Below are 15,404 nucleotides of genomic sequence, written 5' to 3' on the forward strand. Positions count from 1 at the left end.
CTATCTTTTGGTATTAACCTATTTGTGCCTTAAGTCCTTTCCTGTATGGATTTCAGCTATTTTTGAGACTAGGCACTCTCATCGAATTTTATTTTAAGTTAATTATTTGCATAACAATTCCCGAAGAGCCATATATAAAACCCACATTCCGCACCCTAAGTGTCACAACGTCTCAAAAGAGGAAGATGCCTGAGTCAAAATACTTATCTAGAGGAGTGAGTTGGCGGCAAGCTGCCGGCAACTAAGCCGAAAATTCCAGGGTTCCCCCAGTCATTCGCAATAAACAGTGCTTATTGAGAATGACTAGGCAATCAGACTTAACATCTAGGGGGAGATGTTCCAGTTGCTCGCTTTGTTTTGTCACCCCTGGAAGTCAATCCATCTGGTCAAGATAAGAGATAATATTCCTGGCAAGGTTTGGGAAAAAATCTCAAAATGTTGCGCCTCTCATCCGTTAAGTTGCTAATCTTTTGATTGTCTTGAATACGTAGGAGATGAATCCCTTGAAAGTTCTGAAATATCCAGCGTAATGTTGGTCGGTCAGTTAACTTACCCAACTGATTTTTCAGTCCCGTCTCCTGCTGTTTTAAATTCAGGCGAAGTTGTCTTTGGCCAATAGTATAAACCAACAGGCACGAGCAACGTGAGCAGGGCCATGACCTCGATTCTATGGGGAGATTTGAGAAAGACACTGTGGGCAAAAAAGCCGGGGTCTTTGAGAAAAGAAAATCCTCTTTCCGGAGCTTGTTGCCCTTTATATTTTTTGAGTATATCCTCACTGCTTAATCGTTGTTTCTCCAAATCGTTAGTTGCTAAAACGAATCGTCCTGCTCGTTTCTTTAGCCTCTCAATGGCTGGCAAATTTAACTCTAATTCGGCTTGAACTTGATAGCTTTGAGAGGATAAATCGTCTTTTGATTTGAGTTTTGACTGCTCTCGTCTCAGGCGGAATGAGATTGACTTTAATCTCCGTTAACTGATGATATTTTAAGGAGTCAGATAATCCTTTGGCTATCGCCAACGCCACCGCTCTATTCTCAAATTCTCTTCGGGATAGTTGCCGGATTTTTTCTTGGGCAGAATTCTTTTCCTGCTCGATTTTTTTCTCTAATTTTTTCAAGTCTGATTCTTGTCTAGCTTGACTTTCAACTAGCAACCATCTTTGTTCTATTCCCCCATAGTTAGAGCTTGTTTCCCGCCAGGAATAACCCGGTATTTCTGCATCGGTTAACTCTTTTTCTGAGATGCTATCGACTAACTCTTGAGCCTCTTTAATGCTGAAGGGGACTCGAGACAACCAACGCATTTCTTTCATTAGTTTTAAATTCTCTTTGCTATAGAGGGCGCTATCGCCGACTATTAAACTGTCAAAGTCAACTTGTTTTTGAAATTCTCGGGCGATTTGACCAAAAACCGCTTTGTCTGCTTCATTTCCGTCCCCTACTTTCAGCAATAAAGGTACATCTCCATCCCCACTTACGATTAAGTCAATCATAAATTGTTTTAAGTCAGGTCGTCGGTCGCGGGAGTATCCGTGGGTAATTTTTATTGGCTGTTGTCTGGTTTCAATTTCTTCTCCCACTGCTCCTGATTTCAGGATTTCTACTGTTGGGTATTCCTTGTTATATTCTCCTTCTACTGATAGAGAAGTCGAATCTAAATGGGAGTTCTCGGTTGCTACACCAAATTTTTTCACGGCTGCTAAACTAATGAGTAGGAAAATCCCCGAAACATCCAGTTGATAAAGTTTGTCCATCACTCGACCAATTTTATCATCATTCAGGTGTTTTGCTTCGATGCCTTCTCCCAGCAGATGTTCGGTTGCTTTATCTTCAAAAAATTGAGGAAATAAATACAAGGCCCGGGAGACAAATCCCAATCCGTTCAGGATAATTGCTTTCACGACTTGCCCCGCTGTGACAATTTCTCCTCGCTCAATTGAGACTTGTTCGTTGATAATTTCAACGATTCCTATTTCATCGATAATTCCGGCTACTAATCCCAGATGGTCTAGATTTTTGACTTCAATTTCTGTTGATTGATTCATGGTCGAACAGCCCACTGCCTAAGTTTTCCAACAATTCCTATTTTTTCATAATTAGGGGTCTCAATATCCCCCTAACGGCCACCGAGAAAACCTTCACCAGATAAGTATTTTTACTCAAGTCTCTGGAGGGGGACAGCTTATGTGACAGTTGAGGGTGCGGAATGTGGGATAAAAGTATATGAAGATGTGCGGAATGTCGGCTACAATGCCCAATTAGCAAAAGTTTCAGCTATCACCACTACAATAAAATCACTACCATCAGGATTTACTCTCGGAAAATTTCAATTGCCTGACTACAGTTCTAAAGCTTCGTAGATGTATAATTTGTTCAAAAAACCGACGGTGCTGAAGTGATAACTAGGTAAAGGGGGAGGGAACCATAATTCCGTTTGATAAACGCTGAAAATGACAAAATTCTTTCTAGTGGTGTGAGTGGCGATCGCTTCTTGTAAAAAAGGATGACCCGTATCCACCAACATTTTACAGTAACCCCGTAAGAGAGCTTGCACCTCGAGGGAAGCTTGCGCCCGAGCGCAGACATTATCCTTAAGATAGCTAGTTAACCTCTGGGAAGCGTATTGTTCGTAATCTTGACGATTAGGGTTAGTTGTCAGCAATATCCCCGCAATTCCCCCTAAAACCACTCCTAACACTATTCCCCCTAACCGCGCCAATTTCATAAGCTCTCAAATCATCACTCACTTACCCTAACCATAGCCTGAATTAGGATAAAAAACCTCTTGTCAACCATTCGTCTTGTGCTATACTTGAAAAGGTGTACGGCGAGCGTAGCCAAGTGGTTAAGGCAGTGGATTGTGGTTCCACCACTCGGGGGTTCAAGTCCCCTCGTTCGCCCTCTTTTCAAGGCTCGTTGATAATTAGGCTTTGAGGGGGTTGATTGGCACTTACCCACTCAAATCCCCAATCAATTCGTTAACCTCAAAATAGTCTTTATGTACTGATAAATTTCGGTGAGAACGGTCAATGTGTTGGCTAGACTGTATTTGAGACAATTGAGCAAATTCTCGCTTCCAGAAAGGAGCGAACGGTGAGTAATTAGGGTTGGCTGAATAAATCTGAAAACCTTGTTGGGTAACACTTTTAGATTTTTTGTCAATCAAAAAGTACCGGATATGGGAGTGATCGGGGCAAAATTCCGGGACTTTTTCCCTGAAAATTAGGTAATTGACCCCCTGAAAATGGGTAAAACCCCACACCCCACACCCCACACCCCGCACCCCGCACCCTGTCCCCAGGAAAAACTTTTTGCCGCAAACCCTACTTACTGGTTAAGACGACACTGGAGAAGCGGAGTAGCGATAACGTGATAGTTTAGATCCGAGCGGTAATATGATGTTAGAACAATAATGACCAGAGTAAATCCGAAGTTAATTATTCATGGGGGAGCGAGTTCCCTAGAGGACAAAGGTGGTTTAGAATCAGTACGCGATTCTCTCCGGGGGATTGTTAAGAATATTTACAACCTCCTTGACAATGGTGCGAGTGCTGTGGAGGCGGTGACAAAAGGATGTATGTTACTGGAGGATGAACCGCGATTTAATGCCGGGACTGGTTCGGTGGTGCAATCGGACGGTCAGGTGCGAATGAGCGCAGCCTTGATGGATGGTCGTCACCAGCGTTTAAGCGGTGTCATTAACGTCTCGCGGGTACAGAATCCCATTAGCCTCGCTCAATTTCTCCAAAGTCAAGAGGATCGCATTCTCTCGGAAATTGGAGCTGCCGATTTGGCCAGAGAATTACAAATTCCCCTCTATGATCCCCTCACCGATTATCGGATTCAAGAATGGATGGAGGAAAGAAAGACGAATTTTAATCGCAAAATGGCCCGTTTATTCGCCGACTCCTCAGCGCAACGGGGAACTATCGGGGTGGTGGCTCTCGACCAGCAAGGAGACATCGCCGCCGGAACTTCTACCGGAGGTAAGGGACTAGAAAGAATCGGTCGCGTTAGTGACAGTGCCATGCCGGCCGGCAATTATGCGAATCCATGGGCGGGCGTAAGTTGCACGGGAGTCGGGGAAGATATTATTGATGAGTGTTTAGCCGCTAAGGTGGTCATTCGCGTCAGCGATGGTTTTTCCCTCGCCGCTGCCGTGGAGAAATCGATGCACGAATCCCAAACTAATGGTCGGGATCTGGGCATGATTTCCCTTGATCGTCAGGGTAATATTGTTTGGGGGAAAACGGCGGAAATTCTCTTGGCTGCCTATCATGACGGTCAGGCGATCGGTGATACCCTAGAATGGCACGGTGAAAACGCGGGTTTAATCGGTCATGTCGCCGTCGGATAGTGGAACAAACTGCGATCGAGCCTAGTCTTTTCGGTTAATCTGTACAAGATACTTCTTCTCGAAAATCTCCGTGTGGCAATACATTATTCCTATTTTTGACCCCGATGTGAAAAACTGGTCAGCCGAAGCGCGATTATTGCGCTCGATGACTTTCTTGTGGCTGTTAGTGGGGTTAGTCGTGCTTTTTTCGGCTTCCTACGCTCTGGCTGACAGTCGCTTTGATAACGGACTATACTATTTTATCCGCCAATTAATCTGGCTTTGGATTGGCTTAATTGGCTTTAATTTCCTGGTGCGATTGCCGATCGAGAATCTGCTCAAAATCGCACCCTGGATGATTTTATTAGTTTTAGGATTAATTTTGATCACTCTCATCCCTGGTTTGGGAGCGAATATCAACGGAGCCACCCGTTGGATTAAAATCGGGCCGATTCTCTTGCAACCGTCGGAATTTATGAAACCGTTTCTCGTCCTGCAAGGGGCGGCGGTTTTCGGTGGTTGGCCGCGTTTAAATGTCAATCAACGGTTAACTTGGATCGCTATTTTCGGGCTAATTCTAGCGGGCATCCTCTTACAACCTAACTTGAGTACCACTGCTCTGTGTGGTATAACTCTCTGGCTGATCGCTCTTGCCTCTGGTCTGCCTTTATCCTACATGACCAGCAGCGCTTTACTGGGTGTAACTATGGCCGTGGTTAGTGTTACTTTCCGCGAATACCAGAGAAAACGGATTTTATCTTTCTTAGACCCCTGGCAGGATCCCCGGGGTGATGGTTATCAATTGGTGCAGAGTTTACTGGCGATCGGTTCTGGCGGAACCACCGGCAGCGGTTACGGTTTATCCCAACAAAAATTATTTTATCTACCCTTCCCGGATACGGATTTTATTTTCGCTGTCTTTGGTGAGGAATTTGGTTTTATTGGCGGTATTTTACTGTTAATCATGCTATTTCTCTACGCCACTCTCGCCCTGATCGTGGCGGTTAAATGTCGTCATCGCATCAAAAAATTAGTGGCGATCGGGGCGATGGTAATTTTGATCGGTCAATCCCTGTTAAATATCGGTGTGGCCACTGGTTCTTTACCCACTACCGGCTTACCTTTCCCCCTCTTTAGTTATGGCGGCAGTTCCAGTTTAGCCAGTCTCTTTTTAGCAGCCCTCTTAATCCGGGTGGCTAGGGAAGAAAATGACAGCCTAGAGCGCCAGACTTGGCAGAAGGGTGCGGGGAGCAGGGAGAAAAAGCTGATGGCTGACGGCTAAAAAGCTCAATACTATCTCCTGACTTGAAAGAGGATGTGGGGTGTGGGGTGTGGGGTGTAGGAAGGAAACCTCTTTCATCTGTGGGGGTGAAAATTTTTTCATCGGGACTGACTTCTCACCCAATTCCCTGGCCAAACCCTAGAAATCATCGAAAATTTTGGGTCTGAAACCCCGTCGTTCTACGACGGCTTTACTGTTAAATATTATCACATTTACGAAATATATGCTAAAATGTGAGACATGGAAAAGCTATCGCTACCGATTTTACCCCACACCCGAACAAGAGTCGCTATTGCGGCGCACTTTGGGCTGTGTAAGATTGGTTGACAATAAAGCTCTCCATCTCAGAACACAAACATGGTACGAGAGACAAGAAAGAGCAGGGTAATCGCGCGTTGACCGAGCCCTTGAATTCCGAGAAGTTAGTCTAAATTTTGGCGTTTGTTCCGATTCTATCCGAGTAATTTTCCGAAATTTAGGGGGTTTCTAATCCTCGAAAACCGATGAACTCAGAAGGAACTTTATCTACTGGGTTCTTTCATTCCAGACTGGATTGGTCGCAACGCGCTCGCTGCGCGAGAACGCTCACAAGTCTAATTGACACCTCCTTTTTCAGTCAACCGCACTGGCCTCCAAGATTTTTACCATGAAATTATCATCCATGCTCGCCCTATAACGTTTCATTTTCAGACTCATTTTCGAGGGCTCCTGCTTCAACAAATTCACACTTAAACGGCGCAACAGACCTAGGTTTTCCGCTCCATGCCCCAGACGAACCCGACTGGCATCTTCATTAAAGGTAACATCGAGTACCCAATGGAGACTATTTTCAATACTCCAATGTCCGCGAATCACCTCGGCGTGTTTTTGGGCATCCGCTGCTAAACTACTGATGAAGAAGCGAATTTCTGTAGTAGTTTTATTCCATAATTGGCGGACACTGCGAACCATGACTACGGTGGTTAGGCCAGGCCACAGACTCTGCCGATGCAGGGGCGGTAATTGGGACACCGGCACCACCCAAATTTGACGGGTTTCGATCCGGTGATGCCCCGACTCCACCTTTTCGTGGTAGCTGTATTCAATCCGGCGTTGCTGAATTAAGCTATGAATCAGTAAGGAATAGGCACTTCTTGAAACTTCAGATAATGAATTAATAAACGAATAGAGTATCCTAACATTTCTGTAGACTTAGAATAGCAGAGTGTTTTGCGATGCAATCGGGCTAGATAATGTCTTAAACGTGTGTTCTCACCCTCTACTCTGGTCATATAAGTCTTACTAATTATATGGTCGCCCTCTGCTATAAAACATGGATAAACTGACCATCCATCACTCACATAAAAATAGCATCCCCAAGACTTAACTAATTCCCATAATGGGCGAAACGTTTCGCTACTATGATCTCCGATTACCCAACCTAAAATTCCTTTTTTAAAGTGGTCAACGGCTGTCCACACCCAGATTTTGTTTTTTTTGAGCCAACAAAGGTTTCCAATTCATCCAGTTCCCCTACTTCAGGAATTGTTTCTGGGTCATAGGCGACTGGCAATAATTCTCCCACAGATTTTACCCAATTAATTACGGTCGTATGATGAACTCCCTTTAGCCTTTCTATTCCTCTAAATCCCATCCCATTAACATAGGCAGTTAGGCATTCTCGCTTCGTTTTTTCGTCATAGCCTTTCTGTTTTTCATAGTTATCAATAAATTGACGGCCACAGGTTACACAAATATGATTTTGTTTACCTTGTTTATTGATGCCATTTTTACGGATATGGGTAGATTTACATTCAGGGCATTGCATTTTGATTTCCTCCATTCATATCTCTATTATGCAACGCCAGGTATCCAAGCAGCATCGGGAGAGCGATCGGCCCCATTCGGGAGTTTAAATCCTGTGGAGGAATCAAAAGCGATACCCGTACCATTGTTATCTGACCAATTAAATAATTGTTGGGTGATTCTACCGTTACTATTGCCCGTTTTTCCCCCCGTCGGTGGCATAATAATTAAATCTCCTTTCGCGTTGCGTTCCAAACGTAAATCTCGGTTATCCTGACACAGTTGAAAGAATTGTTCATCGCTGAGTTGCCAAGATTCAAATTTAATTTCTACTACTGTCATCATAGATTCTCTTTTATATTTATAGGATTATATAATTACCAAATATTATCAAGTTCTAAGACAAATTGAGATAAAATATTTTCCCCCGATAAACTCTCTGGATTAGTTAAAATTTCTACTGCCTGTCCTTGACGATAAATTTCTACTTCTCTAGTTTTTCTATTGATTAACCAACCTAAACGAGTCCCGTTATCTAAATATTCCTGCATTTTTTTCCTAGCAGTTTCTAGGCTATCACTAGGAGACATTAATTCAATGACAAAATCGGGAGATAGAGGTAAAAATCTTTCCTTTTGTTGTGGGGTTAAAGCTTGCCATTTTTCTAAAGGTATCCAAGCAGCATCGGGAGAGCGATCGGCCCCGTTAGGTAGTTTAAATCCTCCAGAAGAATCAAAAACCACACCTAATTTATTTAGGTTATTCCATAACCATAATTGGGCAGTGATTCCAGCGTTAGAATTGCTGGTTTCTCCTCCAGTCGGTGGCATAATAATTAAATCTCCTTTCGCGTTGCGTTCCAAACGTAAATCTCGGTTATCCTGACAAAGTTGAAAAAACTGTTCATCGTTGAGTTGAAACGAGTTAAATTTAACTTCTACTGTCATTATTATCCCCAACCTACTCTCGTCTAAAATTCATGGTAACGCCCTAGTAGGGAGGCACAATTATTTGTAGGATGGGTTAGCGGTAGCGTAACATGAGCGGGGGTTGGGTTTCATGCTTCAACCCAACCTACGTTCATCTTATATTTAATTCCACCCACCCACTTACTGTCATTATTATCCCCAACCTACTCTCGTCTAAAATTTATGGTAACGCGCTAGGGCAAGAGATGTTCCTGGATGAAATTAGTGTAAACATCTCCAGCTAAAAAGGCGGGAGTTTCCAGTATTTTACGATGGAAATCAATAGTCGTCGGTACTCCCGTGATCGCACATTCCCGTAGGGCGCGTTTCATGCGTTTAATGGCAGTTTCGCGATTTTCTCCCCAGACAATTAACTTACCGATTAGGGAATCGTAATAGGGGGGGATTTCGTAATCGGTGTAAACGTGGGAATCCATGCGGACACCAGGGCCACCGGGGGGCAGATAACCGCTAATTTTGCCGGGGTGAGGACGAAAATTGTGATCGGGATCCTCGGCATTAATGCGACACTCGATCGAATGCCCTCTAAATATCACCTGATCTTGCTTAATTTGCAGTTTTTCGCCCTGTGCCACCCGAATTTGTTCTCGGATCAGGTCCATCCCCGTGATCATCTCCGTGACCGGGTGTTCCACCTGAATACGGGTGTTCATTTCCATGAAGTAAAAATTACCGTGTTTATCGACTAAAAATTCCACGGTTCCCACCCCGACGTAATTAATCGATTTAGCGGCTTTAACGGCGGCATTACCCATTTTTGAGCGTAAATGGGGCGTTAAGAAGGGGCTAGGTGCCTCTTCTAGCAGTTTTTGGTGTCGTCGCTGAATCGAACAGTCTCTTTCTCCTAAATGGATTACGTTACCGTGACTATCGGCCAAAATCTGAAACTCGATATGTCGGGGACATTCGATAAATTTTTCTAGATATACTCCCGAATTGCCAAAAGCCGCTTCTGCTTCGCCTTGGGCGGCTTTTAACATATCACCTAGTTCATCTGCACTCTTGACAAGACGCATCCCACGCCCTCCACCGCCAGCAGTGGCTTTAATCAGGACAGGATAACCGATGTCATCAGCGATACGCTTTGCTTCCGCTTCCGAGGTAATTAAACCACCACTGCCGGGGATAGTGGCAACTCCCGCTTTTTGCATGGTTTTTTTAGCGGTAGATTTATCGCCCATAGCCAGAATAGCACTGGGAGACGGACCGATAAAAGTTAACTGATGATCGGCACAAATTTCGGCAAAGCGGGCGTTTTCTGCCAAAAAACCGTAACCAGGATGGATGGCCGTGGCGTTGCGTGTTAGGGCAGCCGAGATGATATTAGGGATGTTTAAGTAACTTTTGCTGCTCGGAGGCGGACCAATACAAACACTCTCATCGGCCAATTGAACATGAAGGGCATGGCGATCGATGGTAGAGTGGACGGCAACGGTTCTAATGCCCAATTCTTCGCAACTATGAAGGATTCTTAAGGCGATTTCCCCGCGATTGGCGATTAATATCTTGGCAAACTGCATTGGACGACCACGAGATCAGGCTGGTGTGATAGGCGACTATTTAGTAGAATATCTGGTTTTGTTACCTTGGGGAAATCGGGGAGTGGGAAGTGGGGGGATGGGGAAGTGGGGAAGTGGGGAAGTGGGGAAGTGGGGAAGTGGGGAAGTGGGGAAGTGGGGAAGTGGGGAAGCTGTCTCATCACCCTATCACCCCAAAACCCTATCACCCCAAAACCCTATCACCCCAAAACCCTATCACCCTATTTCCTGCCTCCTGTTGACATCCTCGCCGCCCTAAAAGTGCGGCGATTCCTAAACCTCACGATTTAAGTTTCTGCTTCCACCACCGTCGCATACCACAGTTAAAAACCATGTACTGTCTTACACAGAGTCCACAGACTTTCGCCCCATTTCAGAAGCCCGATTCCCTGTGTCCCACGGTACGTTGACCGCCTATAGCTTCTTGTACTTGTTGCGCGCGACTTTTTACCCGGCCAAGCTTTTCTGGTCGGAACCCCCTAAGCCGAGTTTTCAAGGTGCTGCGCCGTCCACTTGGTTTTCGAGACTGGCCTTTTAATTCTAACGTAAAGCCAACCTAGAACGGCGGGGTTTCAGACCCAAAATTTCCGATGACCGACGGCTAAAATAACTGACTTCGTCTCCCTCCCCGGTCAAGATTGAAAGCGATAAGCTAGAGTGTGAGAAGTGAAAACCTTTTAATCTCGTTTCGCCCCTAGAGGATAATAGCTCGATGTTGCGAATTATCACAGAGCCATGGTCAGCCAGAACGGAACTGAGACGAATTCGGGAACGGTTCGACGATCCGGAAATTCGGGAAAAAGAATCGCTTGTCCGAGAGATTGTCGATCAGGTGCGACTTTCTGGCGATCGCTCGTTGGTGGATTACACACAAAAATTCTACCAACAGTCCCTTAATCTACAACAACTTAAGGTGAGTGGCTCGGAACTCGATGCTGCTTATCAACAGGTGTCGCAGGATTTATTAAATGCGATCGCTGTTGCCTGTGCAAAAATGGAGGCTTTTCACCGTCAGCGTCTTCCCAAAGCTTGGGTGCAGTTTCCTGAAGATGGTACGGTTCGGGGGAAACGCTATCAACCGGTTAACAGTGTGGGAATTGTCGTTCCTGATGGTAAACGAGCCTATCTCAGTTTATTGCTCCAACAGGCGATTCCTGCCAAAATAGCGGGGGTTAAACGGATTGTCATGGTATCTCCTGCTGATGAGGATTTACGCATCCATCCGGCGATTTTAGTGGCAGCCCAATCGGTGGGTATTAGTGAAATTTATCGGGTGGCTGGACCACAAGCGATCGCTGCTTTAGCCTACGGCACAAAAACGATCGCTCCTGTGGAGATGATTGCTGGAATAGGTGATTTTTATACTAATTTGGCTAAAAAACTGGTTTCTGACCATGTAAAAATCGATTATCTCTCTATTACTTCTGATTTGGTTATTATTGCCGATAATCAGGCTAATCCCAGACAGTTGGCCCTAGATCTATTAGCGCAAGCGGAACAGTATTCCCTAGCGGCTGCGATTTTATTGACGACGGATAAGGCTTTAGCTTTAATAGTACAGGAAGAAGTACAAAAACAGTTACAGATACATCCCCAGAGATTGTTAACGGAAAAAGCGATCGCTCATTATGGTTTAATCGTGGTGGTGGAGTCATTGGAAAAAGCGATCGAATTATCGAATCTTTTTGCTCCCACCCATTTATCCTTAATGATCGATGAACCTTGGGAAAAGCTATCTTCTGTGAGACAATCGGGAACTATTCTCCTCGGTTCTACTACTCCAAAAGCGGTGGCTGATTATTTGGGTTGTCCCGTGGGAGTGGAAACTTTTCTCGATTCCGCTACTTTGATCGAATATCCTGCCGATTCTTTCGCCTCCATAGCCCATAATCTACAAATATTAGCCCAAGCGGAGGGCTTTACGGCAACGGATGCGGGTATAGAATCCCGAGGCCAGGACAAGAACTAGAAAAACTATAATCTTCTCAAAGCAACGATTGGGTCTAATTTAGCGGCACGATGAGCGGGAACAACACCGAAAATCAGACCGATGGCGCTGGAAACTCCTAAAGCGAGAATTATGGCAGGGATTGAGACACTGGTGGTTAAAGCAGCAAAAATTCCCGCTAGATACATTCCTTGAATGCCGACAAAAATCCCGATAATTCCGCCAGTGGTGGCTAAAATCACCGATTCAATCAGAAATTGACCTTTTATATCCCCTTCTTTCGCTCCTAAAGCCTTTCTTAACCCGATTTCTTGGGTTCTTTCCGTGACTGACACGAGCATAATATTCATGACACCGATTCCCCCGACAAAAAGGGAAATACTGGCGATCGAGGCTAACATTCTAGTTAAACTATCGTTAGTTTCTTTGGCCATTTCTAAGACTGCGGTTTGGGGGAAAACCTGCACATAATTCTCGTCGCTGACCTGATGACGCATTTGCAGCAGGTTGCTAATCTGAAACTGAGCGGCTTTAATTTGGGCAGAGTTTTTGGCCAAGACAGAAATATGAGTCAGGGGAATGCCATAGATAGCTCTGCGGCCTTGAACCTGATTAGACATGGTAGTTAGGGGAATTAAAGCTCGATCGTCCTGATTAGCCTCAAATAAGGAGCCTTTCGCCTGTAAAACTCCAATGACTTGAAAACTAAGATTGCCGATGCGAAGATTTTCGCCGACGGGATTGCGATTACCAAAGAGATTTTTGGCTAATTCCGATCCCAAGACAATCACCCGATTATCCCGTTTCAGGTCAGATTCCATAATAAATCTACCTTTAGATAGTTGACGGTTACGCACGTTTAGGTACTCGGCTCCCACCCCGATTAGGGGGCTATTACTGGTTCTATTACCGAAGGATAAAATTCTTTTACCGCTCAATTCGGGAGAAATGGCGGCAATGGCGGGAACTTGAGATGCGATCGCTTGAGCGTCTTCGTAGGTGAGCGGCCGGGGATTAGGAATTGTCCGCCGGACATTGCGCGAGGAGGTGGACACAAATAAAACATTCGGACCGAGGGCTTCAAACTGCTCGATAGCAACTTTTTGCGCTCCTTCACCCACTCCCACTAGGGCAATGACGGAGGCGTTACCGATAGCAATTCCTAGCATGGTCAGACCACTACGCAGTTTATTGGCCATCAAAGCGGAAAAAGCCATTTTCAGGTTTTCGAGCATTTCCATGGTTAGTTATATTCAGTGATCAGTAAACAGTGATCAGTAAACAGTGATCAGTAATCAGTAATCAGTAATCAGTGATCAGTAAACAGGTATAAAGATAAAGATATAGCGGTTCTCACACCTGTGTGGCACACTTAAACCTTTGCTAATTAAGCTTTTCAACATCGATAGTGTACCTCTTGCGAACAGGAAACGCTATAACTAACGGCTCTTCGTTACTTGGTATGATTCGATCAGGGGGCATAAATCGACTAAATCCTTATAGGGCAAGAGACTCAATTGATTAGCTCGTTCTAGATAGAAAACAATTGGCAAAAATCGAAGCAATGTCTTTCTATGTAAGGGTTTTATCCTTTATAACCCCCCTCCATTGCATAACACAAACCGAAGAACCCTTAAAACTTACATCTGATAACTTACATCTGATAACTTACATCTGATAACTTACATCTGATAACTGATAACTGATAACTGATAACTGATAACTGATAACTGATAACTGATAACTGATAACTGATAACTGATAACTGATAACTGATAACTGATAACTGATAACTGATAACTGATAACCGATAACTGATAACTGATAACTGATAACTGATAACTGATAACTGATAACTGATAACTGATAACTGATAACTGATAACTGATAACTGATAACTGATAACTGATAACTGATAACTGATAACTGATAACTGATTAGCGTGCAGAGATTTGGAGCGTTTCCGGTTTGCTTAAATCGCCGGTAATAGTTAAACTGCGCCGATTAGCGTTGAGATGACGGACAATTTTATAGATGGCTTCAACTTGGTCACTAGCACCAATTTTGGCCGCTAGAGTGGCTAGGTCGAGAGAAGTGCCCGTTTCCCGAACAACTTGCACGATTTTTCTTTGTAAATCCAGAATAGAAGCGGCGGCTTTTTTCCCTGCTTCTACCCCGGGTTGATGGTAGGCGTTAATGTTAACTAAACTAGCATAGAAACTAACGGCCCTTTCGTAGAGGGCGATTAAGGCCCCCACCTGACGAGGAGTAACCTCTGGGATAGTGATGGTGATAGAGTGACGACTATTTTCGTATAAAGCTTGTCGAGTACCTTGCAGTAATCCTGAGAGGAAATCGCCAGCAGTGGAGCCGGTTTCCACTTCGATGGAATCTCCTTGTCGGTCTTTTAACACTTCAATAAAAGTGGCGAAGAAATTGGGGACACCTTCGCGTAATTGTTGGACGTAGGCGTGTTGGTCCGTGGAACCTTTGTTACCATAGACGGCGATACCTTGGTAAACCTTATTCCCATCGAGGTCTTTTTCTTTACCGAGGGACTCCATGACCAATTGTTGCAGATAGCGGCTAAAGAGATAGAGACTGTCTTTGTAGGGCAGAATCACCATATCTTTCTCTCCCTTGCCATTGCCCTCATGATACCAAGCTAGAGCCAGTAGGGCGCTAGGATTTTTTTTTAGGTTATGGACGCGGGTGGCGATGTCCATTTCTTTGGCCCCGGCTAACATTTCATCAATGTCGATACCCTGCAAAGCGGCCGGGAGAAGACCGACGGCGGATAGTTCTGATGTACGACCACCGACCCAATCCTGCATGGGGAAACGAGTTAGCCAATCTTGGGCGTATTTGTCCAGTCGGCTACCCGGCATGGTGACGGCGACCGCGTGTTGGGGAAAGTCTAAATCCTGTTTTTCGTAAGCGTTGCGGACTTCTAACATTCCGTTTCTCGCTTCGGGAGTGCCGCCGGATTTACTGGTGACGATAACGAGGGTGGTAGCTAGGGGTAAATGGGCTAAGGTGCGATCGATGCCTTTGGGGTCGGTATTATCAATAAAAGCAATCTCTAAGGGGGGATTAAGGGGGGATAGAGCCGAACCGACGAATTGGGGACCCAAAGCAGACCCCCCGATGCCTACACAGAGAATATGGGTGAATTTTGACCGATTGGGCGGCTTAATCGCTCCGGAGTGAATTTTCTTGACAAATTCTTTGATCTGTGCTAAGGGTTCGGTGATTTCGTCCCGCAATTCCTGGTTAGGAGCGAGTTCAGGAGCGCGCAGCCAGTAGTGGCCGACCATACGCTGTTCGTCGGGATTGGCGATCGCACCCTGTTCTAAGGCTGCCATATCTTGGAAAGCACGCTCAAATTTTGCTTCTAGACCTTTGAGAAAAGCCTCATCGAAGGGAATCCGACTGACATCGAGATAAAGTTCTAGGTTAGGGTGATAGTATAACCAATCTTGGTAACGTTGCCAGAGTTGCAGATTATCCATAAAAAAAAGCGA

Annotated in this window: 11 protein-coding genes, 1 tRNA gene and 3 pseudogenes; 6 read left to right on the top strand and 9 right to left on the bottom strand. The window is 44.9% G+C overall.

The genetic code is table 11. The features are described 5' to 3' along the window. Positions 1-386: 386 nt before the first annotated feature. A pseudogene (locus tag VL20_RS23770) lies at positions 387-2,047 on the bottom strand (IS1634 family transposase). Between the two features lie 293 nt (positions 2,048-2,340). Further along, positions 2,341-2,727 carry a DUF4359 domain-containing protein gene (locus VL20_RS23775; protein ID WP_002757343.1) on the bottom strand — a complete coding sequence of 129 codons (387 nt, stop codon included), beginning with the start codon at positions 2,725-2,727 and terminating at the stop codon, positions 2,341-2,343. A gap of 102 nt (positions 2,728-2,829) precedes the next feature. Between VL20_RS23775 and VL20_RS23780 the strand changes: the two genes are divergently transcribed. The 4 genes and pseudogenes from VL20_RS23780 to VL20_RS30300 form a co-directional block, all read left to right on the top strand. After that, positions 2,830-2,902, top strand: a tRNA-His gene (locus VL20_RS23780). 512 nt (positions 2,903-3,414) lie between these two features. Continuing rightward, entirely contained in the window at positions 3,415-4,359 is a 945-nt protein-coding gene (locus VL20_RS23790; protein WP_004161566.1) for an isoaspartyl peptidase/L-asparaginase, read from the top strand. A gap of 70 nt (positions 4,360-4,429) precedes the next feature. Continuing rightward, on the top strand, positions 4,430-5,620 hold the full coding sequence (locus VL20_RS23795; protein ID WP_052278017.1) for an FtsW/RodA/SpoVE family cell cycle protein: 1,191 nt from the start codon (positions 4,430-4,432) through the stop codon (positions 5,618-5,620). A 223-nt stretch (positions 5,621-5,843) separates the two neighbouring features. Next, positions 5,844-6,005 (top strand): annotated as a pseudogene (locus VL20_RS30300) (helix-turn-helix domain-containing protein); the annotation flags it as partial. A gap of 227 nt (positions 6,006-6,232) precedes the next feature. Here VL20_RS30300 and VL20_RS23800 read toward each other — a convergent pair. The 5 genes and pseudogenes from VL20_RS23800 to accC all read right to left on the bottom strand — a co-directional run bounded on the left by VL20_RS23800 (position 6,233) and on the right by accC (position 9,914). Then, positions 6,233-6,682, bottom strand: coding sequence for an ISAs1 family transposase (locus VL20_RS23800; protein ID WP_052278018.1), 450 nt, complete (start codon positions 6,680-6,682; stop codon positions 6,233-6,235). Positions 6,683-6,732: 50 nt separating this feature from the next. After that, a protein-coding gene (locus VL20_RS30305; protein ID WP_128575271.1) for an IS1 family transposase occupies positions 6,733-7,427 on the bottom strand; the annotation gives its coding sequence in 2 pieces (ribosomal slippage) (positions 6,733-7,085 and positions 7,085-7,427; 696 coding nt in all). Positions 7,428-7,465: 38 nt separating this feature from the next. Continuing rightward, a pseudogene (locus VL20_RS23810) lies at positions 7,466-7,750 on the bottom strand (Uma2 family endonuclease); the annotation flags it as partial. Positions 7,751-7,782: 32 nt separating this feature from the next. Beyond that, complete coding sequence (locus VL20_RS23815; RefSeq protein ID WP_052278019.1) at positions 7,783-8,352, bottom strand: Uma2 family endonuclease; 570 nt, start codon at positions 8,350-8,352, stop codon at positions 7,783-7,785. A gap of 215 nt (positions 8,353-8,567) precedes the next feature. Next, positions 8,568-9,914, bottom strand: a complete 1,347-nt coding sequence (accC, locus tag VL20_RS23820; protein WP_052278020.1) for an acetyl-CoA carboxylase biotin carboxylase subunit — start codon at positions 9,912-9,914, stop codon at positions 8,568-8,570. A 66-nt stretch (positions 9,915-9,980) separates the two neighbouring features. On the opposite strand from accC, the gene VL20_RS31515 reads away from it, so the two are divergent. Together VL20_RS31515 and hisD are read left to right on the top strand one after the other, a co-directional pair. Beyond that, positions 9,981-10,223, top strand: a complete 243-nt coding sequence (locus VL20_RS31515; protein WP_162490496.1) for a hypothetical protein — start codon at positions 9,981-9,983, stop codon at positions 10,221-10,223. A 421-nt stretch (positions 10,224-10,644) separates the two neighbouring features. Then, complete coding sequence (gene hisD, locus VL20_RS23825) at positions 10,645-11,901, top strand: histidinol dehydrogenase (protein ID WP_004161562.1); 1,257 nt, start codon at positions 10,645-10,647, stop codon at positions 11,899-11,901. Between the two features lie 5 nt (positions 11,902-11,906). On the opposite strand, the gene VL20_RS23830 is transcribed toward hisD, so the two are convergent. Both VL20_RS23830 and VL20_RS23835 read right to left on the bottom strand, forming a co-directional pair. Beyond that, a complete protein-coding gene (locus VL20_RS23830) occupies positions 11,907-13,121 on the bottom strand; it encodes an ABC transporter permease (protein WP_052278021.1) in 1,215 nt (404 codons plus the stop codon). Between the two features lie 696 nt (positions 13,122-13,817). Beyond that, a complete protein-coding gene (locus VL20_RS23835; protein ID WP_052278022.1) occupies positions 13,818-15,392 on the bottom strand; it encodes a glucose-6-phosphate isomerase in 1,575 nt (524 codons plus the stop codon). Positions 15,393-15,404: the final 12 nt, after the last annotated feature.

This window comes from Microcystis panniformis FACHB-1757 (genome assembly GCF_001264245.1).
GTDB classification, from domain to species: domain Bacteria; phylum Cyanobacteriota; class Cyanobacteriia; order Cyanobacteriales; family Microcystaceae; genus Microcystis; species Microcystis panniformis.

Coding starts and splice junctions, on each gene's coding strand:
- VL20_RS23830 (WP_052278021.1), bottom strand. CDS start 13,121: ATGGAAATGCTCGAAAACCTGAAAATGGCTTTTTCCGCTTTGATGGCC.
- VL20_RS23835 (WP_052278022.1), bottom strand. CDS start 15,392: ATGGATAATCTGCAACTCTGGCAACGTTACCAAGATTGGTTATACTAT.
- VL20_RS23790 (WP_004161566.1), top strand. CDS start 3,415: ATGACCAGAGTAAATCCGAAGTTAATTATTCATGGGGGAGCGAGTTCC.
- accC (WP_052278020.1), bottom strand. CDS start 9,914: ATGCAGTTTGCCAAGATATTAATCGCCAATCGCGGGGAAATCGCCTTA.
- VL20_RS23815 (WP_052278019.1), bottom strand. CDS start 8,352: ATGACAGTAGAAGTTAAATTTAACTCGTTTCAACTCAACGATGAACAG.
- hisD (WP_004161562.1), top strand. CDS start 10,645: ATGTTGCGAATTATCACAGAGCCATGGTCAGCCAGAACGGAACTGAGA.
- VL20_RS23775 (WP_002757343.1), bottom strand. CDS start 2,727: ATGAAATTGGCGCGGTTAGGGGGAATAGTGTTAGGAGTGGTTTTAGGG.